A 24720-nucleotide genomic window follows, 5' to 3' on the forward strand; every position below is an offset into this window, starting at 1 on the left:
TCAGGGAGTGGATGGAACGACGCTAACAGGGGCCACCGACATCCGAAGGGGTGGAGCGGTGGGACGGTTCACGAGCGGGTCGGCACCCGACGCTCAGTAGTAGCCGAAGGACTCGGAGTGCGCCCACGCCGCACAGGGGCTGCCGTATGCCGACTTGATGTAGCCGAGGCCCCAGCTGATCTGCGTCGCCGCGTTCGAGGCCCAGTCCGACCCCGCAGAGGCCATCTTGCTTCCCGGCAACGCCTGCGGGATGCCGGTTGCCCCGCTGGAGCCTGTTGTACGCCTTGTAGTTCCACCCGGATTCCCTGTCCCACAGCTGGCTGAGGCAGCTGAATTCCCCGCTGCCCCATCCGTACCGGGAGGAGGCCATCGCACTCGCCGTCGCGCGCGCGCCGGCCGGGCTGTTGTCCCCCGACGACGATGCTGCTGCCGGTTGCGGCGCTGCGGCGGCCGCGGCGGCTGCAGCGGCCTGGGCAGCCCTCGCCGCCTCGGCGGCCTGGGCTTCCGCGGCGGCCTGGGCTGCTGCAGCGGCGGCCGCCTGAGCCGCGGCCTTTTCGGCCGCAACACGGTCGACTTCCGCGACGGCGGCCTGCACGGTGCTCGTCTCGGCCTTGGTCCGGGCGGTCAGCGACTCGACCTGGTCGATGGGCAGGACCTGGAAACTGGCCAGCGAACTCGCCGCTGCGGTCAACGTGGAGGCATCCACCTTGTTCACGGCCGCGGCGACGACCTGGTTGGCGTCGGCCAGGGCAGCGGATGCGGCGTCCTGGGCGTGCACCGTTGCGATCGAGGTGTACACGGTGAGCTGGTCGTGCTGCCGGCCCGTCGCCGTTGAAACGTCGGCCGTTTCGGCCATCCGGTTCCGCGCGGCGGTGGCTGCCTCGGCGGCCGCGCTGGCCGCGAAGCCGCTCCCGGCCACGATCGCGGCGATCGCCATGGCGGCCGTGACGAGGGTGATCCGTTTCGGGCGACGTGCCCTGGGGTGCTTCCTGCGGGAAGCCCGAGTGTCGACGGGAGCCGAATCTGCGGGCGAATCAGGTGCTGGCGAAGATGAGTTCATGTTTCCTGCAATCGAGGACCGGTGCGAAAAGCTGCCGGATCCGCTCGGTGTCAGGCCTACGCTCTCGGTGGCGGCGCGGGCGAATTGGCCATGGTGCAGAGGCTTTCTGGCAAAGTCCCGACCAAAACCTCCATAAGTCGTGCAAGGGAGCACCCGATCACCGCGTTCCGCGGTGCGGGAGGGCCACGGAACGTCAGGCCCTCCCGCGCAATCGAGGGAAACTCAGCGTTTCTGAGTTTTTCTCAGGAACAGGGCGGCCGATTTCCAGCCGCGGGCACCCGAATCGACGGAATGACTGCTCCCGATCAGGGCGCACTCAGTAGTAGTTGTACGCCTCGGAGTGTGCCCACGCGGCGCAGGGTGTTCCGTAGGAGCCGGCGATGTAGCCGAGTCCCCAGGCGACCTGCGTGGCGGCGTTCGTGGCCCAGTCAGAGCCGGCCGAGGCCATCTTGCTCCCGGGAAGCGCCTGCGGGATGCCGGTCGCTCCACTCGGATTGTGCGCCGTGTACGACCAGCCGGACTCCTTCTGCCACAACTGCACGAGGCAGCTGAACTGTCCGTCGCCCCAGCCGTACTTCGAGGCGGCCAGGCTCTGGGCCACGTTCTTCGCGCCTGCGGGCGTGTTCGCTGCGGCGAGGGCCTGCAGCCGCTGCGCCTCGGCCGCTGCGGCTGCGGCGGCCGCCTGCTCGGCGGCGACCCGGTCTGCCTCTGCTGCCGCGGCTGCGACGCTCGTCGAGATGGCGGCCGTGCGCTGGGTCAGCGACTCGACCTCGTCGATGGGCAGGACCTCGTAGCTCGCGAGAGAGCTCGCGACGTCGCTCAGGGTGGTCGCGTCGACCTTGTCCTTGGCGGCAGCGAGCACCGCGTTGGCCCTATCGAGCGCGGCGGCGGCGGCGTCTTTCGCGTGCACCGTGGCGATGGAGTCGTACACGCCCAGTTGGTCGTGCTGGCGGCCGGTGCTCTCGGAGAGGGCGGCGGTGGCGGTCACGCGATCCTGGGCAGCGTTCGCGGCCTGGAGGGCGTATGACCCTCCGGTGACGAGGGCTACGGCAACGGCGGAGGCCAGGGAAATGGCGATGATCCGGCGAGAGTGCGGAGAGCGGCGGGTGAGTGTCGAATGCGATGTCATAGAGTCCCGGTGTCGTGAGCACGGGCGCACGAATAGGGGTTCGTGGGCCAGCGCTCACTGGTCTTGGGCCCGCGCGCTCGGATGCTGCGCAGGCGAATCGGCCATAGTGGCCGGGAATCCTGCACAAACCCTCACTTTTTCCTCCGAATGTCATGGGTATCGGGGCGCGTTCCGCGCGCTCGCCCCGTCAGGCTCCGCGACGAGCCTGTCTAAACTCGAAGAATCGACGGGTTCATTCCGGTCGATATTTCATGAAGGTGCAGACTCCACGAAGTTGAGAATCACGAGGATTCATCATGACCGCGCGTGACATCGTCCTGATCCGGCACGGGCAGACCGAGTGGAGCATCTCCGGCCGGCACACCGGTCGCACCGATATACCGCTCACCGACCTCGGCAGGCAGCAGGCGGATGCGCTCGGCGAGATGCTCGACGGCGAGGCTTTCCCGACGGTGTTGTCCAGCCCTCTGCAGCGGGCCTGGGAGACCATGGAACGCGCAGGATATGCCGCCCAGGGCATGGCGTCCCAAGACGTCCTCGAATGGGACTACGGCGTGTTCGAGGGGCGCACGACCGAAGCCATCCGCCGGGAGATTCCGGACTGGTCCGTGTGGACGCACCCGATGACCGGCGGCGAGTCCGCCGACGAGGTCGGCGAGCGGGCCGACCTCGCGATCGCGCAGTGCCTCGCGGCTCCGGGTCCCGTCGCCGTGTTCGCGCACGGGCATTTCCTGCGCATCATGACGGCCCGCTGGATGGGCCTGCCTGCCTCAGCGGGCAAGCACTTCAGCCTCGGCACCGCGACGGTGTCCACCCTCGGCTGGGAACGCGACAACCGCGTGCTGCAGATGTGGAACGACGCCTGCCACCTGAACTCGATGGACCCCGTTCTCTAGCCGCAGAGGCTCGGGCCGGGCTTAAAGCGCAAACGCGGCGCCCAGGGGCCGAAGCACGTCCTGGACGCCGCAGTCTTTGTGCGACTCGGTCTCGCTGAGTCTTACTTCCGGCCGGCACCCGTCAGAACGGATGCTGCGCTGGCGGCGATGAGGCCGCGCACGAGCTCGAGCTGGGCGTCGTCCGCGAAGGACGAGCTCAGGCCGACGACGCTCACTCCGGAGGAGAGGAAGTCGGGCGCGTTGAGCGCGGTGACTCCGCCGGTGGCGATGAAGTTCATGTCGGGGTACGGGCCCTTCATGGACTTCGCCCAGTTCGGGCCGAGGATCGAGGCCGGGAAGACCTTGACCCAGCGGAGGCCGAGCGCACGAGCCTGGAGGATCTCGGTCGCAGTGGCCACCCCCGGAAGATGTGGGATGCCGCGGCGAACGCTCTCCGCGACGATCTCCGGGCTGAAGCCCGGGGAGACGGTGAAGGCGACGCCGACCTTTTCGGCGGCGTCGAGCTGTTCGAGGTTGGTGACGGTGCCGGCGCCGACGACGAGGCCGCGCCCGGCGGCCGCTTCGGCGACGGCCTTCAGGACGGGGACCGCGTCAGCGGTCTGGATCGGGATCTCGACATGCTGGACTCCGGCATCCCAGGCGCGCTCGGAGAGGCGCACGGATTCGGTCAGCGAGAGACCACGCAGAACGGCGAGGACGGGGATGCGGAAGAAGTCTCCGGGGAACCACTCAGTGGTGGGAAGGGCGGTTGTGCTGGTCATGCGGACAGTCTCCTAAGATCGGTGAGATCGGATTGTGAGTCGTGGGTGGCGGAGGCGTTCCCGCCGGCCATCGCGGATTCGGCGGCGGTCGCCGGCGTTGCCGCGAACAGCCCGTGGCCGGGCCGGAAGTCCTCGCGGCTGCCGAGCGCCCAGGCGGCGAGCGCGTGCCCGTGGTTCAGGCGGACTTCGGACGACTCCCCGTTCATGAGCGCGGACAGGTAACCGGCGGCGAAGGCGTCCCCGGCTCCGACCGGCTCGACGACCTCGACCTTGCGGGCAGGGACGACCGTCGTGCGGCGGGTGCCGTCGGGCAGAAGCGCGAACTCCGTTGCGTCGACAGGCTCCGTCCTTGACGACGAGGTATGGCACGTCGGGCAGCAGGGCGCGTACGTCGTCCGAGGTGACGCAGCCCCAGATGGTGGCGGCTTCGTCGAGTCCAACGAGGACGACCGTTGCCTTGCCGGCGAGTTCGCGCAGCCGGGGTCCGGCCACGCTCACGGGCCAGAGCTTGGACCGGTAGTTGACGTCGAAGGACACCGAGGTGCCCCACTCCGCCGCGTGGTCGAGCACGTGTTCCACGAGGGCGGAGCAGGCTCGGCGACAGCGAGGGCGTGATTCCGCTCGTGTGGATCAAGTGGGCGGACTGCAGGGGCCAGGCTGCGGCATCCGCCACGCCCAGCTCGGAGGCTGCGGAACCCGCACGGTAGTAGAAGACATGCGCGCCGGAGCCGGTGTCCGGCTCCTTGAGGTACAGGCCGGTCGGGCTTGCCGGGGTGCGGTGCACCCAGCGGGTGTCCACTCCCCCGCAGTCGAGCGTCGTGATGACCTTGGTGCCGATCGGGTCCTGGCCGACGTTGCCGGCCCAGGCCACGTGGTGGCCGAGCTCGGCGAGGTGCGCGGCCATGTTGGACTCCGCCCCGCCGACGCCGAGGTGGAAGCCCTCCGCGATGTCGAGGGATGTCGTCGACGTGGGGGTGAACATGCCCATGGTCTCGCCGAAGCAGACCACCTGAGGTTCACCCTGGTCGACGCCGGAGGTGGCCGGGTTGCCAGGCTCCTCCTGCAGCGCCTGGGCGCCCGCCTGTTCGTCGGTCATCAGGTCACCGCTCCGATGTGCCACGGCACGAACTCTTCCTGGCCGACGTTGAACTCTTCGCTCGTGGTCTGCTTGCCGGAGGCGACGGCGATGATCATGTCGAGGATCTCGGCGCCGACCTCTTCGACGCGGGCGGTGCCGTCGGCGATCCGTCCGGCGTTGATGTCGACGTCGTCACCCTGGCGCACGAACAGCGCGGTGTTGGTGCCGACCTTGATGCTCGGGGTCGGCTTGCAGCCGAAGACCGAACCGCGGCCGGTCGTGAAGACGACGACCGTCGCTCCGCCGGCGACGAGGCCGGTGACGGACACCGGGTCGTAGCCGGGGGTGTCCATGAAGCCGAGGCCGCGGGTGGTCATCGGCTCTGCGTATTCGTAGACCGCTGCGAGGTCGGCGCGGCCGGCCTTGGCGACGGCGCCGAGCGACTTCTCCAGGATGGTGGTGATGCCGCCGGCCTTGTTCCCGGGAGAGGGGTTGTTGTCCATGGTTCCGCCGCCGGTGACGATGTACTTTTCCCACCAGTTGATCCGGTCGATCAGCTTGAGGCCGACCTCGCGGGTCGTGGCGCGGGCGGTGAGCAGGTGCTCGGCGCCGTAGATCTCGGGTGTCTCGGCGAGAACGGATGTCGCGCCGTTGGCGACGAGGACGTCGGACGCCCAGCCGAGGGCCGGGTTCGCGGTGATGCCCGAGTAGCCGTCCGAGCCGCCGCAGTTGAGGCCGAGGACGAGTTCAGAGATGTCGATGGGCTCGCGGCGGCGTTCGTCGAGCTTTTCCGCCATCTCGAGGATGGCCTCGACGCCGGCCGCGACGGTGGCGCGCATGCCGCCGGTCTCCTGGATGGAGAGGGTCGTGACGAGGGTGTCTGCCGGGAGCTCGCCCTGGCCGAGGATGACGTCGGCCGGGGTCATTTCGCAGCCGAGGCTGAGCACGAGCACACCGGAGATGTTCGGGTGGGCGGCGTAGCCGTTGAGGGTGCGGACGAGCATCTGCGCGCCCTCGCTCTCGAGGACGAGGCCGCAGCCGCTCTGGTGGGTCAGGGCGATGACGCCGTCGACGTGCGGGAAGCGGTCGAGCAGGTCGCCGCGGAAGCGGTCCGCGATCAGTTTGGCGGTCGTGCCGGAGCAGTTGACCGTCGTGAGGATCGCGATGTAGTTGCGTGTGCCTGCGCGCCCGTCCGCCCGGCGGTAGCCGTCGAAGGTCCGACGCGCTCCCACCGGGGCGGGCAGCTCGGTGTGCACGGTACCGAACTCGTGCACGCGGGCACCGAGGTCCATTCCGAGGTTCTGGCTGTGCACGTGTTCGCCGCGCACGATCGGCGCCGTTGCGGTGCCGATCGACTGGCCGTACTTGTGGACCTGGTCCCCGACCGCAACCGATCCGAGTGCGATCTTGTGGCCGCTTGGGACGGCCCCGAGCACATTCAGAACGCTGTCGCCCAGGGTGATGGCTTCACCGGGAACGAGGTCCCGGAGGGCAACGGCGACATCGTCGCCTTCCGCCATGACGAGCACGGATGTGCCGGTCGCAATGCTGTTGATGTGGCTCATGAGATCTTTTCTCTCGCTGGGAAGCGGTCGGGGAGGGTACTGCTGGCCGGATCAGGCCTTGGCGGCGATTTCTTCGCCGATGATGCCCTGTTCCCAGCGGCCCTCTTCGAGGTCGATGGCAATGGCGTGGTACTTGTCGTCGCTCAGGCTGTACAGGAAGTAGATGATCACGGCGGCGATGGTGAGTGCGATGGCCGGGTAGATCGTCATGACGGCCTTGATGCCGAAGAGTGTCTCCGGGGACTGCGAGGTGGCCTTGGCGACGTAGCCCGTGATGGCGAGCATGCCGGCGCCGACGAGGGCGGCGAGGGACTGGGCGACCTTGCGGGAGAAGTTGAAGGCGGCGTAGGTCATGGTCTCCTTGCGGACACCGGTGTGCCATTCTCCGTAGTCGATCGTGTCGGAGACGAAGGCCCAGGTGACGCCGTTCGGGATGGCCAGTGCGGCGTAGCCGATGGTGACGAGGATCATGAACGTCCACAGGTTGGTCGGAATGATGAAGTTCAGGCCGTTGGCGACGATGGAGACGATGAATCCGGCCATGGCCGTCTTCTTCTTGCCCCACTTGGCGACCATCTTCGGGATGAACATGATGCCGACGATGGAGGCACCGATCATGACGAGGTTGAGCACGGCCTGGAGGGCGATGTTGCCGAGGTTGTACTGGGCGAAGAAGATCATCATCATGTTGTTGACGTTCATCGAGGAGATGGTGAAGAGCGTCATGAGCACGAGGGCGAGGAGCGGCTTGTTGGTGAAGATCGCCTTGGCGTAGTCCTTCATGCCGTTCTTCTCGAAGCCGACGGCACGGTTGACGTACACGCGCTCCTTGGTGCCGCGGTAGCAGATGTAGAAGGACACGACGCCGACGATGGCCATGACCATCGAGGCGAACATGAAGTTCTGGGCGGTCATGCCACCGAAGATCATCATCATCGGGATGAACGCGAAGCCACAGATCCACTGGGCGCCGAGCGAACCGGCCTGGCGGCTGGTCGCGAGCTCAGCGCGGTCCTTGATATCGCGGGTCATGACCGAGGCGAGGGAGCCGTACGGGTCATTGGTGGAAGGAGTAGATGATCCCCCAGACCGCGTACGTGCCGGCGGCGAAGGCGATCTTCCAGCCCATGTCCACGTCGGGCATCGTGAAGGTGACGACGGTCATGACGGCGAGCAGGATGGAGGAGACCATCATGACGGGGCGGAATTTTCCGCGCTTGCCGAAGCGGCGGCTGTCGATGAATGCGGCCGCGAGCGGGTCCATGCAGGCATCGAACAGTTTGCTGAGCGTAAAGATGAGAGCGACGACGGCGGGCGCGATGCCGGCGGTGTCGATCCAGAACTTCGTCAGGTACGACTGTCCGAGGTCGAACATGAAGCCGTTGCCGAAGTCGCCGAAGCCATAGGCGACCTTCTCCTTGCGGGAGATGCGATCAATGACGGTGACGCCGGCGGAGCCTTCGGGGCCGGTGGCTCCCATGGCGCCGGGCAGGCCCTTGGTGGTTGTACTCATAATGCGGTTCACTCCTATGTGCTGGATCTAATGGGTTCGTGCTGGTTCGTGCTGTTCGTGCTGAGGTACTGTGCGGGTGGATGCCCCGGGCGGGTCGTGTGTCCTCGGTGCCTGCTCGGGGCCGAACGGGCTAGAACCCGAAGTAGGTGTTCGCGTTGTTGTACGAGATGTCTTCGACCATCTGGCCGAGGATGGCCTCGTCGTCGGGAACTTCGCCGAGTTCGACCCATTCGCCGATCAGTTCGCAGAGGATGCGGCGGAAGTACTCGTGGCGCGGGTAGGAGAGGAAGCTCCGGGAGTCCGTGAGCATTCCGACGAAGTTGGAGAGCAGGCTCTCCTCCGCGAAGGTCGACAGCTGCAGGCGCATGCCGTTGCGGGTGTCGTTGTGCCACCAGGCATTGCCGAGCTGGAGCTTCTGGACGACGTCCTTCTGGTAGCACGCCATCAGGGTGATCAGCGGCAGGTAGTCGTTCGGGTTCAGCGAGAAGATGATGGTGCGGGGAACCGCATCCTCGGATTCCATCGCGTTGAAGAGCTTGGCGAGCGGCTCGGCGATGTTGCGGTCGTTGATCGCGTCGTAGCCGGTGTCTGCGCCCATGCGGGCGAAGCCCGGGTCGTTGATGTTGCGCATCGCGTGGAGGTGGTACTGCATCGTCCAGTCCTTGGCGCTGTAGATGCGCATCAGGGCCTTGAGCAGAGCCGTGCGGTACTGCGCGATCTCGGTCGCGGTCAGGGTGCCGCCGGCGAGGGCGTTCGTGACGATCGCGTCGAGTTCGGCCGGGGTGGCCTCTTCGTAGACGACGATGTCGAGGGCGTGGTCGGACAGGCGTCCGCCCATGGTGTGGAAGAAGTCGACGCGCTTCGAGAGGGCCTCGACGATGTCCGCGAATGCGGTGATGGTGACGCCCGCCGCCGTGCCGAGGGTGGCGATGTACGCCGCGTACCCGGCCTGGTCGATGTTCAGGGTCTTGTCCGGGCGGAACGCCGGCAGCACGGTGAACGCGCTCTCCGCCTTGAGCAGCTCATGGACGTGCAGGTCGTCTGCGGGGTCGTCCGTCGTGACGACGACCTTCACGTTCATGCCCCGGATCAGGTTGCGGCGGGAGAACGCCGGCGTCGCGAGCAGCACGTTGGCCGCGTCGTAGATCTCGCGGGCCGTTGCCCGGCTGATCACGGTGTCGATGCCGAAGAAGCGCTTGAGTTCGAGGTGAGCCCAGACGTAGAGCGGGTTGCCGAGCGCCTTCTCGAGGGTGCCCGCCCAGGCGTAGAACTTGTCGAAGTCGGCGCCGTCTCCCGTGATGAGGCTCTCGGGGACCCCGTTGGTGCGCATCAGGCGCCACTTGTAGTGGTCGCCGTAGTTGTTGCCGCCGAGCCAGGCTTCGGTGATCGTCGCGAAGTTGCCGTCTTCGAGGATCTCCTGGGGGCTCAGGTGGCAGTGGTAGTCGACAATCGGCATGTTCTTCGCGTGATTGTGGAAGAGCTTCTTCGCCATCGGCGTGGTGAGCAGGAAATCGTCATTCAAAAACATCAGAAACAGTCCTTTGTTCCGTGCAGTCGTTGCGGTGGATCAGTCGGTGGGTGTGCTTCGGCCGATCAGGCCAGGAGCGCGATGGTCGCGCGGGCACCGAGGGTGCGCAGGTTGTCGAGGCCGGTGGTGACCTCGGCGACAAGGCCGGGCAGTTCGGTGAGGTCGCGGCCCCAGAGCGAGTCATCGCCGAGGATCGCTTCGACGTAGTCGGCCGTCACGTTGCTGCCGGTCGTCGTGGCCGTCGCGTATGCGGCGTGGAAGGTGGCGAGCACCTCGTCGCTGTCGACGGGGACGACGGTGACCGCCACGTCGCCGCTGTAAGTCAGCAGCAGTGCGGAGAGGGCCAGGGTGACGCGGGGAGGGAAGGTGCCGACCTTCTCGTGGAAGTTGACCAGGATCGGCAGCAGGCGGGACTTGTACTTCGAGATGCTGTTGAGCGCGATCGAGGCGAGCTCGTGGTGCATGAAGCGGTTCTCGAAGCGTTCCTTGACGGACTCGGCGTACGCGGCGAGTTCGTCGTGCGGCAGGTCGATGACCGGGATGATCTCTTCGTACATTTCCGCGTTCACGAACTGGGAGAACTCGGGGTCGATCATCACGTCGCGCACGGTCTCGACGCCGGCGAGGCGGGCGATCGAGGCCATCGTGGTGTGCGGGGCGTTCAGCAGGAACACCTTGCGTTCGCGGTACGGCGTCATGTCGTCGGTGACGGTCACGTTGAGGCCGGCCTTCGCGAGCGGGAGGGACTCCGTCAGCGACTGCGGTCCTTCGATGACCCAGAGCAGGAACGGCTCGGCCTTGACGATCGACTGGTCGTCGTAGCCGAATTCCTCGGCGAGTTCGGCGGCGCGGTCGGCCGGGTAGCCGGGAACGATCCGGTCGACGAGGCTGGAGTAGAAGGTGTTGTCCGTGTTGACCCACTGGACGAACGCGGCGTCGAGCTCCCAGAGCGCGGCGGTCGCGAGGACGGATTCCTTGAGCTTGTCGCCGTTGTGTTCGATGAGCTCGCACGGGATGATCTGGAAGCCCTTCTTGCCGAGCGAAAAACGCTCGAACAGGAGGGCGGTGAGCTTGCCGGGGAAGCTGTGCTGGGGCTTGTCGTCAAGACGGTCGCGGTCGTCGAACGCGATGCCGGCCTCGGTCGTGTTGGAGAAGATGAACTCGATGTTGTCGTCGCCCGCGAGGTCGAGGTACTTCTGGTTGTCGACGTACGGGTTGACGGTTCCGGTGACCACGGTGATGACCTCGTGGCTCTGCACGTCCTTGCCGTCCTGGAGGCCTTCGAGGAGGACCGTGTAGAGGTTGTCCTGCTCCTCGAGGGAGGCGACGCGGCCGCCTTCGATGGGCTGGACGATCTTCACGCCACCGTTGAAGAGACCCTGGTTGTTCATCTGCTGCAGCTGCCAGTCGACGAACGCGCGGAGGAAGTTGCCCTCGCCGAACTGGATGGCCTTGGTGGGCAGTTCCGCGATCGCGGGAACAACACTCTTGGAGAGTCTCTGCATGGTCTTCGTGTTCCGTTCGGTAGTAGTGGAGGTGACGGTGACCTGCATGGTCGACGTCGCCCCGGGGTCGAGAGTGATGAAGTGGGCGCCGACGTTGCACGTCTCTGCGCAGGCGGTTTCGGTCCACTCGTCGGTGCCGTAGTCGGCGATGGCTGCGGCCTTGATGCGGCCGGCGTTCCAGACGACCGTCTGCGCGGCGCCCTGCGACACGGCGCGGATGATGCGGTCGTTCGCCGGGTCGCTGAGTTCCAGCGCCTCGGGCATCGGGTAGAGGCGATCGATTTCCTCGCCGGTGAAGCCGAGCGGCAGGAGCGAGGAGCCCTCGGTGGCCGGCTTGGTCGACCGGTCCGTGTAGTCGAACGTCTCGAGACCGGTGAGGGTGCTCGTCGTGACGTCGCCGACGGCGAAGTAGGTGTGGAACGCTTCCTCGAACGCGAACGGGGTGGCACCGTCGTTGCGGACGGTCAGCTCGAGGCCGAGCTCGACGCCGACGGTCACCGTGTAGTGCGCGGTGAAGGGGTGGAATCCGGCGGGAACGCCGACGCTGTCCTGAGTCAGCTCGAAGACGAGCTCGGTGGCGGCATCCAGGGTACGGGAGTCGACGAGCGACCAGGTGGAGAGGCGAGCCCAGCCGTGGTTGGGAGCGGAGGCATCCGTGCCGTTCGGGCCGAACCAGGGGAAGCAGAGCGGAACGCCGCCGCGAAGCGGGTCGGTCTCGGAGAAGACGCCGAACCTGCTCATCCAGAGGACCGGCTTGCCGCCTGCGGGAGTCCACTCGGCGACGTGCGCGCCGTGCAGGTAGATGAGGGCCGTGGTTGAGGCGCCACTGCCCGCGGGTGTGGTGACCTCGACGGCGGCGAGGCCGCCGTGGCCGTCCACCAGACGGATACCCTGTGCGAGCCTGCTGGGTTGTCATACGTACTCCTCTTTGAGGCGATAAACGTGAGGCGAAAGTGTGGCGGAGCCCGTGAGTTGTTCCGCTCAGCAGAACGCGTGTCCGTCAGATGAAACACTAGCACCGGTTGACAGCTGAGTAACAACTGCTTTCACGGTAGAGTTGCCGTATTGAGTTCCATCGGGCAGAACTGCCCTCTCATGGTGCACAATGCACAATCTTTGGCCGCAGGAGGACAAAATGTCAGCGACTTTGATCGACGAATCTCACACTTCGGGCGAGGCCGGCGAGCCCGCGAAGGACAGCGCAGCGCGCAAACTGCTGCGCGTGCTCGAAGCCGTGTCGAACCCCGGCGAAACGCACCGCCTGAGTGACCTGGTTAAAGGAGACCGGCCTGTCGAAGACGAGCGTGTTCCGTCTCCTATCCGAACTCGTGGACGACGGCTACGTCAGCCGCACGTCGGACGGCGCGTACACCCCCGGACGCGCACTTCGGCTGCTCGGCCTGCGCCTGACTGCCAGCACGGAGGATTCGGACCGCGTGCGCACCCGGCTGCAGCGCCTGCAGCAGGACGTGCACAGCACCATCCACTTCGCCCTGCGCACCGGCGACTGGGCCACCTATGTTGAGAAGATCGAGGACACCGCGCAGCCGATCCGGATGGCGTCCCGCGTCGGCGCCCAGATCCCGTTGCACTCGACCGCGATCGGCAAGTCCGTCCTGGCCTACCTGCCCGAGAGCGAGGTACGACGCTACGCGGTGAACACCGGGCTTCCGCGGCGCACGGACAACACCATCACGGACGTCAACCGCTTGCTCGCCGACGGTGAGCTTGTACGCAATCGCGGCTTCTCGATCGACGACGAGGAGAACGAGGAGCACATCCGCTGCATGGCGACGCCCGTTTTCGACACCCGGCACAATCTGCTGGGCGGAATCGGCATCACCACAATCGCACCTCTGGTGACGCAGGCGAAGCTCGAGTCGTACGCCCCCCTTCTCCTCACCGCGGCGCGCGACATCATGTCGCTCGTCTAGCTCATCCTCGTCCGGGACCGCTCACGCGCGCGCCGGCTTCGGCAGGCCGCTACCAAAAAGGCGGGCGCGGCCTGCCGAAACCTGCGCGGGCGCGCGGCCTACCGCCGCACGATCGAGCGCAGCAGTCGCATCGCCACCGAGAGCGACGCCATGTCGTCCTGGCCGAGGGCGTTGACCTCGTCGAACACGCTGCGTGAGCGGGCAAGCTTTTCGGCGTTGAGTTCCTCCCAGGCGAGGAGACGGTGTTCCGCTTTTCCCGCATCCGTCGCCTCGAGCACGGCCGTGGTGATGTCGGCGACCGTCGAGTAGAGGTCGTCGCGCAGGGCCGCGCGGGCGAGGGCCTGCCAGCGGTCCGTGCGCGGCAGCGCGGTGATGCGCTCAAGCAGGTTGTCCACGCCGAACCGGTCGTAAACCGTGTAGTAGACGGAGGCGACGTCCCCGAGCTGTTCGCCGGACTGCGCCGCGATCTTCACGACGTCGAGCAGGGCGAAGGCCTCGAAGAGCTGGGTCCAGCGGTGGCCGAGGCCGGAGGGCAGGCCCCACTCCTCCGCCTTGGTGAGCAGCGACCCGAGCCGGGTCTGGTCGGCGCCGCGCACGTAGTCACCGAGGTGCGCACGGACGAGCGCGATCTGCGGCTTGTACTGCGCCACGACCTCGGCGACCGATTGCGAACCGCCGTGGTTGACCTGCCAGCGCACGGCCCGGTCGAGCAGCCGGCGGATGTCGAGGTGGATCGCCGTCCAGTGCGCCGTCGGGAACGACTTGGGCAGGGCGCTCAGCTCGGCGACCATGGCCTCGAGCTCGAAGATCTCCCGGAGCGCGGCGAACGCCCGGGCGATCGCCGCCGGGGTCGCGCTGGTCTCCTCCATCGCACGGAAGGCGAAGGTCACTCCCCCGAGGTTGATCATGTCGTTCGCGACGACGGTCGCGATGATCTCCCGGCGCAACGGATGCGTGTCGAGCTCGGCGTCGAAGCGTTCGGCAAGCTGGCGGGGGAAGTACCGGCGCAGGGTGCCGCGGAACCAGGGGTCCTCCGCGAGGTCGCTGTCGCGCAGTGCGGTCGCGAGCTCGATCTTGGCGTAGGCGGCGAGCACCGAGAGCTCTGGCGAGGTCAGGCCCTGACCCCGGTCGATCCGCTCGTGCAGTTCCACGGTGGTCGGCAGCGCCTCGAGCTCGCGGTTCAGGTCACCGGATGCCTCGAGCGAGTCCATCAGGCGTTCGTAGCTCGGGCTCCAGCTCGCGACCTTGACCCGGTCGTTCAGCAGCAGGATGTTCTGGTCGACGTTGTCCTCCAGGACCAGCCGGCCGACCTCATCCGTCATCGCGGCGAGGAACTCGGGGCGTTCCGCGGCGCTGAGCTTGCCGGCCGCGACCATCCGGTCGACGAAGATCTTGATGTTGACCTCGTGGTCGGAGCAGTCGACACCGGCGGAGTTGTCGATCGCGTCGGTGTTGAGCAGCACGCCGGCCAGTGCGGCCTCGATTCGGCCGCGCTGGGTGAGGCCGAGGTTGCCGCCCTCGCCGACGACCTTGACGCGGAGGTCGCGGCCGTCGACGCGGATGGCGTCGTTGGCCTTGTCGCCGACCTGCGCCGCGGTTTCGGTGCTCGCCTTGACGTAGGTGCCGATGCCGCCGTTGTAGAGGAGGTCGGCGGGGGCCGTGAGGATCGCGCGGAGCAGGCTCCGGCGGGCTCAGGTGCGTCACGTTCTCGGGCAGTCCGAGTACGGCGCGCACCTCTGCCGAGATCGGGACCACCTTGGCCTGCCGCGGGAAGACCCCGCCGCCGGCGCTGATCAGGCTCGAATCGTAGTCCGCCCAGGAGGACCGGGGCAGTTCGAAGAGCCGGCGCCGTTCGGCGAAGGACACGGCCGGGTCGGGGTTCGGGTCGAGGAACACGTGCCGGTGGTCGAAGGCCGCGACCAGCTTGATGTGCTCGGAGAGCAGCATCCCGTTGCCGAAGACGTCGCCGGACATGTCGCCGATCCCGACGACGGTGAATTCCTCGTTCTGGGTGTCGAGGTCGAGTTCACCGAAGTGGCGCTTGACCGACTCCCACGCCCCGCGGGCCGTGATGCCCATGGCCTTGTGGTCGTACCCGATCGACCCGCCGGAGGCGAAGGCGTCGCCGAGCCAGAAGCCGTAGTCGGCGGAGAGGCCGTTGGCGATGTCGGAGAACGTCGCCGTGCCCTTGTCGGCGGCGACGACGAGGTAGGAGTCGTTGTCGTCATGGCGCACGACATTCGCCGGGGGAACGACCTGCTCGCCGGCATCCGTCAGCACGAGGTTGTCGGTCAGGTCGAGCATGCCCCGAATGAAGGTCTTATAGGCGTCGATGCCTTCGGCGAGCCACGCGGCCCGGTTGACCGTGGGGTCCGGCAGCTTCTTCGCGAAGAACCCGCCCTTGGCGCCGGTCGGCACGATCACGGCGTTCTTGACGGTCTGCGCCTTGACGAGCCCGAGCACCTCGGTGCGGAAGTCTTCGCGCCGGTCCGACCAGCGCAGCCCGCCGCGGGCGACCGTGCCGAAGCGCAGGTGCACGCCCTCGACGCGCGGCGAGTACACCCAGATCTCGAACATCGGCTTCGGGAACGGCAGCGCCTCGATGCGGCTCGGATCGAGCTTGATGCTCAGGTAGGGCTTGTTCTGGAAGTAGTTCGTGCGCAGCGTCGCCTCGATGAGGTTCAGGAGCACCCGGAGCACCCGGTCCGCGTCGAGGGTGGCGACCTGTTCGATGGCCGCGGCGGAACTGCGCGCGCACCTCCTCGGTGCGACGGATACGTTCGGTCTCGTCCCGCGCGGGGTCGAACCGGGCCTCGAAGAGGTCGACGAGCCCGCCCGAGACGGCGGGGTTGGCGAGGAGCGTGTCTCCGACGAAGTCGTAGGAGTTGGTGTTGCCCATCTGGCGCAGGTACTTGGCGTAACTGCGGAGGATGACGACGCGGCGCCAGGGCATGCCCTCGCGCAGGACCAGGCGGTCGAGGCCGTCTGACTCGATGGCACCGCTGACCGCTGCGCCGAAGGAGTCGGCGAGCAGGTCTCCGGTGCCGACCGGGTCGACGCCTGACGGGTAGCGCAGGCCGAGGTCGTAGAGGAAGAATTCGCGCCCGTCGGAGGTCCTGATCTCGAAGGGCACCTCGTCGAGCACCTCGATGCCGAGGTTCTGGAAGTACGGCAGGATCTGGCTGAGGCTCTGCGACTCCATCATGTAGAGCTTCACCCGGGCGTCTTCGGCGGGCCGGTCGGCGGCGTTCGGCGAGAGGTAGACGTGCACGCTCGGGCGGGGCGACCCCGTCACGGATGCCGCGGCATCCCGCGCGGCCGCGGTCTTCAGTCCCGCGGCGTAGGCCTCGAACCTGCTGATGTCGACGAGGGCGTCCTCGACCTCGTAGTCGACCTGGTAGCTCGGAGGGAACGCCTCCGCCCAGAGGTGCGCGAGCCTGGGCTCGTGCAGCTGCTCGGTGATCCCCTCGGCCCAGGAACGCACGGCCATGGCGAGGCGTGGTTCGAGGGCCGCGGCGAGCGCGGCGACGTCGTCGTTCGTTCCGACCGTGGCCGTCTTCGGCAGGCGGATCCGGTAGAACAGGCGGGCGAGGGTGGACTCCGTCATCCGGGCCTCGAAGTCGAGGGACTCCGCGTCGAAGGTCTCGGTCAGTTCCTTCTCGATCCGGAGCCGTACCGCCGTCGTGTACCGGTCGCGCGGGAAGTAGACGAGGGCGGACATGAAGCGGCCGAATGAGTCAGGGCGGAGGAAGAGCCGGGTGCGCCGGCGTTCCTGCAGTCGCTGGATGGCGACGGCCGTGGCGACGAGGGTGGGCACGTCGATCTGGAAGAGCTCGTCGCGCGGGTAGGTCTCGAGGATGCCGAGCAGGTCCTTGTCGCTGTGCGACCCGGGCGGGAAGCCGACCTCGTTCATGACGGCGTCGATCTTCTCGCGGAGGATCGGGACGTCACGCACGGAGCTCGTGTACGCGCTCACGGCGAAGAGGCCGATGAAACGCTGTTCCCCGTTGACGTTGCCGTCGGCGTCGAAGCTCTTGATACCGATGTAGTCGAAATAGGCGGGGCGGTGCACGCTTGACCGGGAGTTGGCCTTGGTGATCACGAGGGCGCGCCGTTCGCGGGCCATCGTGCGCCCGGCATCCGTCAGGTGCTGGATCTCGTGACCGTCCTTCACCGCGCGCAACAGGCCGAGACCGCTGTCGGGTCGGATGGTGAGAACGTCCTCGCCGTCGATGGACTCGAGGTCGTATTCGCGGTAGCCGAGGAAGGTGAAGTTGTCCTGGTCGAGCCAGTGCAGCAGGTCCCTGGCCTGCTCCACGTCCGGGATGCCCTCGGCGTGCGGCAACCTCCCGAGTGCGTCGGCGATCTGAACGGACTTCGAGCGCATCGCCGGCCAGTCGTCCACGGCGGCCCGCACGTCGTGGAGCACTCGCGCGATCCCCTCGATCAGGCGCTCGCGGGCCTCGACGCTCGCGCGGTCGATCTCGATCGCGATCCACGACTCGAGATGCGGCGAGTCGTCCTCGGTACCGAGCAGGTGGGAGATGTCGGGCATCGCGGACGTGTCGCCGCTTGAGACGCCCGCGTTGACGGGCATCCGGGTGGCTCCGACGAGCTCGTGGGTCTCCCGGTTGCGGGTGACGACGAGCAGGGGGTGCACGACCAGGTGGATGGCCGCGTGCTGGCGCACCAATTCGGCGTTGACCGAGTCGACGAGGAACGGCATGTCGTCGGTGACGATATAGAGGATGCTGCGATCGGCTTCGGTGAGGATCTCGACGTTCGCGGTCTTCGCCGGCCTCGTGAGGGCGACCTGCCAGTGGCTCTCCGCCCGCGCGCGCAGCGTGGCCGGATCGTACTCCCGGGCATCATCACCGAGGTGCTCGTAGTAGTCGGCGACGAAGGCCTCGGTCGAGGACCCGGTAGACATTTCGGACGACGATTTTGACGACATTGACAAAAGGCACCCATTCACTTCTGATCCCGCTCGCTGTTGAACGAGGACCGCTTGGACCCCCATCGTAGTTTCGTTCCCCGATGTCCGCACATCGACTCCGCACCTCGTGAGCGATGACCTGCGGGCTGACCTATCGGGCGGCTATGAGTCTGCCTATACTCGCGACAGTTGCCATTCGGGCTCCACGCCGCGAATCGGATGATGTCCCTCCGGTCGCCTCTGAAAACACAACACACGCACTCCACAAGGGAGTCCACCACCATGAAACTCGCGTCTGCTCTGCGTGCCATCGCCCTGATGTCGGTCCTCGTCTGTGCCGGAGGAGGCGCGGTGACCGCGGTCGCCGCGGATCCCGGCGGCGGGCTCTCCCCGGCATCCGCCGGCCAGAGTACGGCTCCGAGCCCGATACCGGGCGGCGCGGCGCGGGTCGCCGTCGGCACGTCACCCTCCGGCATCACGACGACGACGACCTCGGGGACGCCGCGGACCGGGGGTGTGCCGACCGCCAATATCGTGGGGTCGACCGGCACGATGAAGGACTTCCTCGTGTCGGTGCTCAGCGACGTGGACGCCTATTGGACCGGCGTGTGGAAGGACGACGGCCGCCCGGCGCCCTTCGTGACCTACGCTTTCCCCGCGGCGGGCGAGGTCGTTCCGTCACTGTGTGCGCCGGGCTTCTCCGATGACATGAGCGCGTACTACTGCCTGTACGACGACAAGATCACCGTCTCGCAGAGTCTCGCCCAGAAGATCTGGGACGGCACCCTGTACGCGAACACCGATGGCACCAAGACCCATAAGACGGGCGACTTCTCGGTGGCCTACGTCGTCGCGCACGAGTACGCGCACGAGCCTGCAGAACGAGATCGGCATCTTCAGCACCGCCGGCTCGATCTACCCGGTCTACAAGATCGAGCTGCACGCCGACTGCTGGGCGGGGGTCTGGGCGAAGTCGGCGGAAGACGAGGGGATCCTCGACCCGGGCGACATCACGGAGGCCAGCCAGACGACTCTCGACCTCGGCGACTACGCGTTCGACAACCCGCAGCACCACGGCACCCCCGAGCAGCGCAACCAGGCCTTCCTGGAAGGGTACGACGGCGGCGACGAAGGATCGTGCGACGGCTGGCTCAATGACACGTACTGACCTCACCCCTTAATGGGGGTAGACCGGAGTCGTTGAATATAGGGGGGACGCTGCAAGGCTGGACGTATGTCCGATTCTCAGCAAACAGTGAGTTCACCCCCAGAATTCGGTGGAAGCAATCTCCCGCCCGCACCTCCGGTACCCCCGGTGGGTCCGGTAGGACCGGGCGGTCCCGCGCCGCTCGCCCCCGCCAAGAACACCTTCGGCCTGGTGTCCCTGATCGTCGGCGCCGTCGCCTTCGTGGGCGCGTTCATTCCGATCATCAACTACGTGTCCGGATTCGCGGCGATCGCCGGACTCGTCTTCGGCATCATCGCCGTGACCAGAAAGGGCAAGCCGAAGGGGCTCGCGAAGGGCGGGATCGCGGCATCCGGTGTGGCCCTTCTGCTGTCGATCGTGCTGGCGATCGTGTACACGGTCGGCTTCGTCGCCGCCGTCCATGACGCCCAGGGCCTGAAGTCGGGCTCGTCGAGCGACACCTCCGGCGACAGCCTGACCGACCCCACCGAGGTTCCCTCGAACGAGGGCGATGTCGGAACCCGCACCAACCCGGCACCGATCGGCACGACCATCGCGACGACCGCAGACGGCCAGCCGGAGTATGAGATCACCCTCGGCGCCCCGACCCTGAACGCCGACGCGATCATCGCGGCTGAGAACCAATTCAACGACGCCGCACCCGCCGGCATGCAGTACGCCATGGTGCCGATCACGGTCACCTATCAGGGCGCCAAGACCGGCACCCCGTGGATGGACCTCGACGTGTCCTTCGTGTCCGCCGCCGGAACCACGCACAGTGAAAACGACAGCTCGGTCGTCGGCCCCGCGCCGCTGTCCGACATCCACGAGCTCTACCCCGCCGGAACGGCGACCGGCAATGTCGTGATCGCCATCCCGACAGCGGATGCCGCGACCGGCACCTGGGTCATCTCGCAGTCGTTCAGCGACGAGAAGTTCTACTCGGCAGCACAGTAGGCCCGCCCGCGCTGTTCGGTTACGGAGAAAGCACCCTCGCCCACGCGACGAGGGTGCTTTCTCCGTAACCGAGGTGTTGAGGGCGTTTGTCGGGTCGCCCGAAAACGCGGTTGCGGCGCGCGACGAGGAGACTACGCTCTCCCGTGGAATGATCCATTCGCGGCTTCGGCCCGCTCGGCTCCTGCCGCATGTCATTACTTCAAAGGAGAAAATGTCATGGAATACATCACGTGGTTTGCCCCGATCCTGCCCGGCAAGACCGAGGCCTGGCAGGCCTTCGCCGCGGAGATGAGCGGCGCGCGCCGCGAGGAGCACGAGCGGTCCCGCCGTCGGATGGGCCTGCGCCGCGAGGTCGCCTCGCTCATGTCGACCCCGCAGGGCGACTTCGTCGCGCTCTATCACGAGGCCGACGACCTCGCCCGGATGTTCCGCGACTTCGCCACCTCCCAGGACCCCCACGACGTGTGGTTCCGGGACAAGATGATCGAGTTCCACGGGCTCACGCCCGAGATGCTGCAGGGTCCTCCGCCCGCGCACCTGGTGCTCGACTACAACGAGGAGACCTGGGCCCGGCAGGGCGCCGGACGTGGCGAGGGCCACGGCGAGGGGCGTAGCGGGGCCCGAACATCCGACACCGAGTAGGACCGGGGCGCACCGGCAACGTGTCAGCGGCCGCTCGTAGGATGAGGGCATGCGCGCAATTCTGGTACCCGTACCCGGAGGGCCCGACGCCCTCACCCTTTCGACCGTGGCCGACCTGGAGGTCGGGCCCAGGGACATCCGCATTCGGGTAGCCGCCGCCGGCGTCAACCGAGCGGATGTCTCCCAACGGCAGGGCTACTACCCCTCACCCGCCGGGGCCCCGGCCTGGCCGGGCCTTGAGGTGTCGGGAATCGTGACCGAGGTCGGCAGCGCGGCCACGCTCTTCGCCGTCGGCGAACGGGTCTGTGCGCTGCTCGCGGGCGGCGGCTACGCGGCTGAGGCCGTCGTGCACGAGGAGCTCGCCCTGCCCGTGCCCGAAGCGATCGATCTCGTCGACGCGGCCGCACTGCCCGAGGCACTCGCCACGGTCTGGTCGAACGTGTTCCTGGCGGCCGGGCTGCAGAGCGGCGAGACGCTGCTCGTCCACGGCGGAGCAAGCGGAATCGGCACGACCGCGATCCAGCTGGCCCGGCTCGCCGGCGCGCGCGTCGCGGTCACGGCAGGCTCCCCGAGAAGCTCGCGGTGTGCCGCGAACTCGGCGCCGACATCCTGATCGACTATCGCAGCCAGGACTTCACCGCCGAGATCGACCGCGCCACCGAGGGGCACGGCGCCGACGTGATCCTCGACATCATGGGCGGCTCCTACGCAGCGCGCAATATCGCGGCGCTCGCCCTCGACGGGCGCATCATGGTCATCGCCAACCAGAGCGGCCAGGATGCCGTGTTCAACCCGATGTACCTCATGCAGAAGCGCGGCCGCTACTGGGGCACGACCCTGCGCGCCCGGCCGTTCGCCGAGAAGGCCGCGATCATCGCGGCCCTCCGCACGGATGCCTGGCCCTGGCTCGAATCCGGAGCCTTCCGTCCCGTGGTCGACAGCCGGTACCCGTTCAGCGACGCGGCGTCCGCGCATCGCCGGATGGAGGCATCCGCCCACATCGGCAAGATCGTGCTCGTGCCCTGAGCCCGGAAGTTTCGTCTGGCGTGTCGGCGGCGCGGCTCGTAAAATCGGCATCTAGAACGGAGCCGGTGCCGGGCGACGGAGGCGCAGCATGGAACTTCACATCAGGGATGGCCTCACGGCGGCCCAGGGGGTCGCCCTGCAGGTCGAAGCCCATTCCATTCAGAATCTCCTGCGCGACGGGCACCGTTCCATCCAGGACATCCGGCACATCGCGGCGAGCGCCGATTCGGTCTTCGTGCTGGCGTCGATCGGCGTCGAGCGGGCGATGAAGCTCCTGCTGGGCCTCGGCAGCTTGCGGGACGAAGGTCGCTGGCCACCACCGTTGCGGATCCTTGGCTGGGGTGAGACGCTCGTGGAGCCTCGACGCGAGCCTCGAGGACGCCCTGGCCGTGAGCGCCCTCGTTGCGCGACACCGCGACTACTCCGCGCTGCTTCTGGACGACCATCGGACTGACCGGCTCTGGCACCCGCTCGTCGATGTCCTCGACTGCTACGGTCCCGCTCATCAGTTCTCCGTCGTCGACCGGCTCGCCGAGGTCGACGACTATTGGGAGGCACCCCTGGATTCCTGGAATCGCTTCGAATTCGCCATCCTCAGCCACCGTCCCACGCTCGCCGAGATCCTCACCTCCCCGCTCGAGGGTCTGACCGGCCGGAGGGAGATCAGCGACGAGGCCGCGCGTGCCCTGCTGCGCTGGTGGAACCTGATCCACCAGTTCTGCGCGGAGGGATGTTTCGGCGAGCGCGGCACCACGCTCAGTGCGCAGCTCGCTCCGCCGGGCCCGGAGTCCGAGCTGACCGGGGCGCCGGTCGTGTCCCCCTTCGCCAGCTGAAATCAAGGCCCTATCGGGGGTGGCCGGCGCGGTCGTACCGTGGGCCTCATCAGCGTGCACCGCGGCATCCGCCTCGCCCGCGCGCGAGTCGTGAGGAGAAGCAATGCCGTCCTATCCCGAACTGACCGACGATCTGCGTCGCGAGATGCTCAACACCATGGTTCTGATTCGCGTCTACGAGGAGGCGATCCTCCGGGAATACCACGCCGACAAGGGGCCCGGCTTCGACATCGGCAAGGGCCTCGTTCCGGGCGAGATGCACCTGTCGGCAGGGCAGGAGCCGGTCGCCGCCGGACTCGGCCCGCACCTCACCAGAGAGGATGCCCTCACTGCGACGCACCGGCCGCACCATGTGGCGATCGCCAAGGGCGTGCGCCTGCGCGAGATGACGGCCGAGATCTTCGGCCGCGAGACCGGACTCGGCCACGGGCGCGGCGGGCACATGCACCTCTTCGACCCGGTGACGCACTTTTCGTGCTCCGGCATCATCGCCGAGGGGTTGCCGCCCGCGCTCGGCCAGGCCTTCGCGTTCCAGCGGCGCGGCACCGACAGGGTGGCCGTCGCGGTCACCGGAGAGGGCGCGGCGAACCAGGGCGCCTTCCACGAGTCCCTCAATCTCGCGGCGCTCTGGAAACTGCCCGTGGTGTTCGTGGTCGAAGACAACGAGTGGGGGATCTCGGTGCCACGGGCGCAGTCGACCTCGGTGAGCTCGAACGCCGTGCGCGGCGCCGCATACGGGATACCGGGGATCCGGGTCGAGGAGAACTCGGTCGAGGGCGTGTACGAGGCAGCCGGGGAGGCGATCGCGCGGGCCAGGGCCGGCGATGGGCCCTCCCTGATCGAGGTGCACACCCTGCGACTCTGGGGACACTTCGAGGGCGACGCCCAGGGCTACCGCACCGACCTCGAGGGGGTGCCCGGCCGGGACCCCCTGCCCACATACCGGCATGCCCTCACCGCGGCGGGGATCATCACGGAGGCGGACTACTCGGCGATGCAGGCATCCGCCACCGCGCTCGTCGAAGACGCGATCGACTTCGCCAAGGAGTCGCCGCTGCCGAACCCCGCCGAGGCGCTCGACTACGTTTTCGCCGAAGGAGCACGCTCATGACCGACACACTCGACACTGCAGTGCCGCCGCTTCCCGTAGAGCCGGAGCCGGGCATCCGCAAGCTCTCGACGGCCAAGGCCATGCAGGAGGCGATCGCCCAGCAGATGCGACTCGACGACTCGGTATTCGTGATGGGCGAGGATGTGGGCCCGTACGGCGGCATCTTCTCGTCGACGACCGGCCTGATCGACGAGTTCGGCCCGACCCGCATCATCGACACACCCATCTCGGAGACCGCGTTCATTGGCACCGGCATCGGAGCGGCGGTCGAGGGGATGCGGCCGATCGTCGAGCTGATGTTCGCCGACTTCTTCGGCGTCTGCATGGACCAGATCTACAACCACATGGCGAAGATCCACTTCGAATCCGGGGGCACGTCCGGGTGCCGATGGTCCTGATGATGGCGGCGGGCGGCGGCTACTCCGACGGGGCGCAGCACTCCCAGACGCTCTGGGGAACCTTCGCGCACCTGCCGGGGATGAAGGTCGTGGTGCCGTCGAACCCGTACGACGCGAAGGGACTCATGACGGCGGCCATCCGCTCGGACGACCCCGTGGTGTTCGTCTTCCACAAGGGCGTGATGGGGCTCGGCTGGATGAAGAAGAACCGGCGCTCGATCGGCGCGGTGCCCGAGGAGCCCTACGAGGTGCCGATCGGAGTGGCGCGCTGTGCCCGCGCGGGCTCGGACGTGACGATCGTGACCCTCGCGCTGTCGGTGCACCACGCCCTCGATGTGGCCGAGAAGCTCGCGGTCGAGGGCATCAGCGTGGAGGTCATCGACCTGCGCAGCCTGGTGCCGCTCGACCGGGACGCAATCGTCGAGTCGGTGCGCCGAACCGGCCGGCTGATCGTGGTCGATGAGGACTACCAGTCGTTCGGGCTATCCGGCGAGGTGATCGCCTCCGTCGCCGAGCGTGCGCCCGAGCTGCTTCGGCACGTCTCGCGGGTGTGCGTGCCCGACGTACCGCTTCCGTATGCGAGCCAGGCTCGAGTACGCGGTGCTGCCCACCCCCGCGCGGATCGAGGCGGCCGTGCGGGCCGCGATGGCCGACAGGGATGA

Annotated in this window: 19 protein-coding genes and 4 pseudogenes; 12 read left to right on the top strand and 11 right to left on the bottom strand. The window is 67.5% G+C overall.

Going from position 1 to position 24720, the window contains the following annotated elements:
• Nucleotides 1-22 precede the first annotated feature (22 nt).
• Entirely contained in the window at nt 23-1060 is a 1038-nt protein-coding gene (locus KIV56_RS06130) for a hypothetical protein (RefSeq protein ID WP_281535545.1), read from the bottom strand.
• 316 nt (nt 1061-1376) lie between these two features.
• Nucleotides 1377-2189 (bottom strand): hypothetical protein, encoded by an 813-nt coding sequence (locus tag KIV56_RS06135; RefSeq protein ID WP_281535546.1) that lies wholly within the window; start codon nt 2187-2189, stop codon nt 1377-1379.
• Between the two features lie 296 nt (nt 2190-2485).
• Here KIV56_RS06135 and KIV56_RS06140 point away from each other — a divergent pair, with 296 nt between their 5' ends.
• Nucleotides 2486-3085, top strand: a complete 600-nt coding sequence (locus tag KIV56_RS06140) for a histidine phosphatase family protein (RefSeq protein WP_281535547.1) — start codon at nt 2486-2488, stop codon at nt 3083-3085.
• 101 nt (nt 3086-3186) lie between these two features.
• Here KIV56_RS06140 and KIV56_RS06145 read toward each other — a convergent pair whose 3' ends face one another.
• The 8 genes and pseudogenes from KIV56_RS06145 to KIV56_RS06180 all read right to left on the bottom strand — a co-directional run bounded on the left by KIV56_RS06145 (nt 3187) and on the right by KIV56_RS06180 (nt 11914).
• A complete protein-coding gene (locus KIV56_RS06145; protein WP_281535548.1) occupies nt 3187-3846 on the bottom strand; it encodes a bifunctional 4-hydroxy-2-oxoglutarate aldolase/2-dehydro-3-deoxy-phosphogluconate aldolase in 660 nt (219 codons plus the stop codon).
• A complete protein-coding gene (locus KIV56_RS06150; RefSeq protein WP_281536088.1) occupies nt 3843-4160 on the bottom strand; it encodes a PfkB family carbohydrate kinase in 318 nt (105 codons plus the stop codon). Before KIV56_RS06150 ends, KIV56_RS06145 begins: the two co-directional genes overlap by 4 nt.
• Complete coding sequence (locus KIV56_RS06155; protein ID WP_281535549.1) at nt 4049-4942, bottom strand: PfkB family carbohydrate kinase; 894 nt, start codon at nt 4940-4942, stop codon at nt 4049-4051. Before KIV56_RS06155 ends, KIV56_RS06150 begins: the two co-directional genes overlap by 112 nt.
• On the bottom strand, nt 4942-6489 hold the full coding sequence (locus tag KIV56_RS06160; protein WP_281535550.1) for a UxaA family hydrolase: 1548 nt from the start codon (nt 6487-6489) through the stop codon (nt 4942-4944). The genes KIV56_RS06155 and KIV56_RS06160 overlap by 1 nt, the downstream gene beginning before the upstream one ends.
• A 51-nt stretch (nt 6490-6540) precedes the next feature.
• Nucleotides 6541-7533: pseudogene (locus KIV56_RS06165) on the bottom strand (glycoside-pentoside-hexuronide (GPH):cation symporter); the annotation flags it as partial.
• Nucleotides 7534-7546: 13 nt separating this feature from the next.
• Entirely contained in the window at nt 7547-8002 is a 456-nt protein-coding gene (locus KIV56_RS06170; protein WP_281535551.1) for an MFS transporter, read from the bottom strand.
• Between the two features lie 130 nt (nt 8003-8132).
• Nucleotides 8133-9530 (bottom strand): glucuronate isomerase, encoded by a 1398-nt coding sequence (gene uxaC / locus KIV56_RS06175; protein WP_281535552.1) that lies wholly within the window; start codon nt 9528-9530, stop codon nt 8133-8135.
• A 65-nt stretch (nt 9531-9595) separates the two neighbouring features.
• Entirely contained in the window at nt 9596-11914 is a 2319-nt protein-coding gene (locus tag KIV56_RS06180; protein WP_281535553.1) for a tagaturonate reductase, read from the bottom strand.
• 386 nt (nt 11915-12300) lie between these two features.
• On the opposite strand from KIV56_RS06180, the gene KIV56_RS06185 reads away from it, so the two are divergent.
• Complete coding sequence (locus KIV56_RS06185; RefSeq protein WP_281535554.1) at nt 12301-12969, top strand: IclR family transcriptional regulator; 669 nt, start codon at nt 12301-12303, stop codon at nt 12967-12969.
• A gap of 98 nt (nt 12970-13067) precedes the next feature.
• On the opposite strand, the pseudogene KIV56_RS06190 reads toward KIV56_RS06185, so the two are convergent.
• Nucleotides 13068-17923: pseudogene (locus KIV56_RS06190) on the bottom strand (NAD-glutamate dehydrogenase).
• A gap of 300 nt (nt 17924-18223) precedes the next feature.
• Between KIV56_RS06190 and KIV56_RS20255 the strand changes: the two are divergent.
• The 10 genes and pseudogenes from KIV56_RS20255 to KIV56_RS06235 form a co-directional block, all read left to right on the top strand.
• A pseudogene (locus KIV56_RS20255) lies at nt 18224-18766 on the top strand (neutral zinc metallopeptidase); the annotation flags it as partial.
• Nucleotides 18708-19073 (top strand): neutral zinc metallopeptidase, encoded by a 366-nt coding sequence (locus KIV56_RS20260; protein WP_432432633.1) that lies wholly within the window; start codon nt 18708-18710, stop codon nt 19071-19073. The pseudogene KIV56_RS20255 and the gene KIV56_RS20260, both read left to right, overlap by 59 nt.
• A gap of 147 nt (nt 19074-19220) precedes the next feature.
• Entirely contained in the window at nt 19221-20048 is an 828-nt protein-coding gene (locus KIV56_RS06200) for a DUF4190 domain-containing protein (RefSeq protein ID WP_281535556.1), read from the top strand.
• Nucleotides 20049-20264: 216 nt separating this feature from the next.
• Entirely contained in the window at nt 20265-20690 is a 426-nt protein-coding gene (locus KIV56_RS06205) for a hypothetical protein (RefSeq protein WP_281535557.1), read from the top strand.
• Nucleotides 20691-20739: 49 nt separating this feature from the next.
• Nucleotides 20740-21716, top strand: a pseudogene (locus KIV56_RS06210) (NAD(P)H-quinone oxidoreductase).
• 88 nt (nt 21717-21804) lie between these two features.
• Complete coding sequence (locus KIV56_RS06215; protein WP_281535558.1) at nt 21805-22170, top strand: hypothetical protein; 366 nt, start codon at nt 21805-21807, stop codon at nt 22168-22170.
• Complete coding sequence (locus KIV56_RS06220) at nt 22106-22549, top strand: hypothetical protein (protein WP_281535559.1); 444 nt, start codon at nt 22106-22108, stop codon at nt 22547-22549. The genes KIV56_RS06215 and KIV56_RS06220 overlap by 65 nt, the downstream gene beginning before the upstream one ends.
• Nucleotides 22550-22652: 103 nt before the next feature.
• Nucleotides 22653-23660: a thiamine pyrophosphate-dependent dehydrogenase E1 component subunit alpha gene (locus KIV56_RS06225; RefSeq protein WP_281535560.1), complete on the top strand. Its 1008-nt coding sequence runs from the start codon at nt 22653-22655 to the stop codon at nt 23658-23660.
• Entirely contained in the window at nt 23657-24058 is a 402-nt protein-coding gene (locus KIV56_RS06230) for a hypothetical protein (RefSeq protein ID WP_348648482.1), read from the top strand. Before KIV56_RS06225 ends, KIV56_RS06230 begins: the two co-directional genes overlap by 4 nt.
• Nucleotides 24049-24720, top strand: coding sequence for an alpha-ketoacid dehydrogenase subunit beta (locus tag KIV56_RS06235; protein ID WP_348648483.1), 672 nt, complete (start codon nt 24049-24051; stop codon nt 24718-24720). Before KIV56_RS06230 ends, KIV56_RS06235 begins: the two co-directional genes overlap by 10 nt.

Source organism: Cryobacterium breve (assembly GCF_027594785.1).
In the GTDB taxonomy this organism is placed as follows: Bacteria; Actinomycetota; Actinomycetes; order Actinomycetales; family Microbacteriaceae; genus Cryobacterium; species Cryobacterium breve_A.

Bases quoted from the DNA above. Each gene is read 5' to 3' on its own strand.
- KIV56_RS06130 (WP_281535545.1), bottom strand. From the start codon at position 1,060: ATGAACTCATCTTCGCCAGCACCTGATTCGCCCGCAGATTCGGCTCCC.
- KIV56_RS06225 (WP_281535560.1), top strand. From the start codon at position 22,653: ATGCCGTCCTATCCCGAACTGACCGACGATCTGCGTCGCGAGATGCTC.
- KIV56_RS06135 (WP_281535546.1), bottom strand. From the start codon at position 2,189: ATGACATCGCATTCGACACTCACCCGCCGCTCTCCGCACTCTCGCCGG.
- KIV56_RS06160 (WP_281535550.1), bottom strand. From the start codon at position 6,489: ATGAGCCACATCAACAGCATTGCGACCGGCACATCCGTGCTCGTCATG.
- KIV56_RS06140 (WP_281535547.1), top strand. From the start codon at position 2,486: ATGACCGCGCGTGACATCGTCCTGATCCGGCACGGGCAGACCGAGTGG.
- KIV56_RS06145 (WP_281535548.1), bottom strand. From the start codon at position 3,846: ATGACCAGCACAACCGCCCTTCCCACCACTGAGTGGTTCCCCGGAGAC.
- KIV56_RS20260 (WP_432432633.1), top strand. From the start codon at position 18,708: ATGGCACCAAGACCCATAAGACGGGCGACTTCTCGGTGGCCTACGTCG.
- KIV56_RS06155 (WP_281535549.1), bottom strand. From the start codon at position 4,942: ATGACCGACGAACAGGCGGGCGCCCAGGCGCTGCAGGAGGAGCCTGGC.
- KIV56_RS06230 (WP_348648482.1), top strand. From the start codon at position 23,657: ATGACCGACACACTCGACACTGCAGTGCCGCCGCTTCCCGTAGAGCCG.
- uxaC (WP_281535552.1), bottom strand. From the start codon at position 9,530: ATGTTTTTGAATGACGATTTCCTGCTCACCACGCCGATGGCGAAGAAG.
- KIV56_RS06170 (WP_281535551.1), bottom strand. From the start codon at position 8,002: ATGAGTACAACCACCAAGGGCCTGCCCGGCGCCATGGGAGCCACCGGC.
- KIV56_RS06215 (WP_281535558.1), top strand. From the start codon at position 21,805: ATGGAACTTCACATCAGGGATGGCCTCACGGCGGCCCAGGGGGTCGCC.
- KIV56_RS06235 (WP_348648483.1), top strand. From the start codon at position 24,049: ATGGTCCTGATGATGGCGGCGGGCGGCGGCTACTCCGACGGGGCGCAG.
- KIV56_RS06205 (WP_281535557.1), top strand. From the start codon at position 20,265: ATGGAATACATCACGTGGTTTGCCCCGATCCTGCCCGGCAAGACCGAG.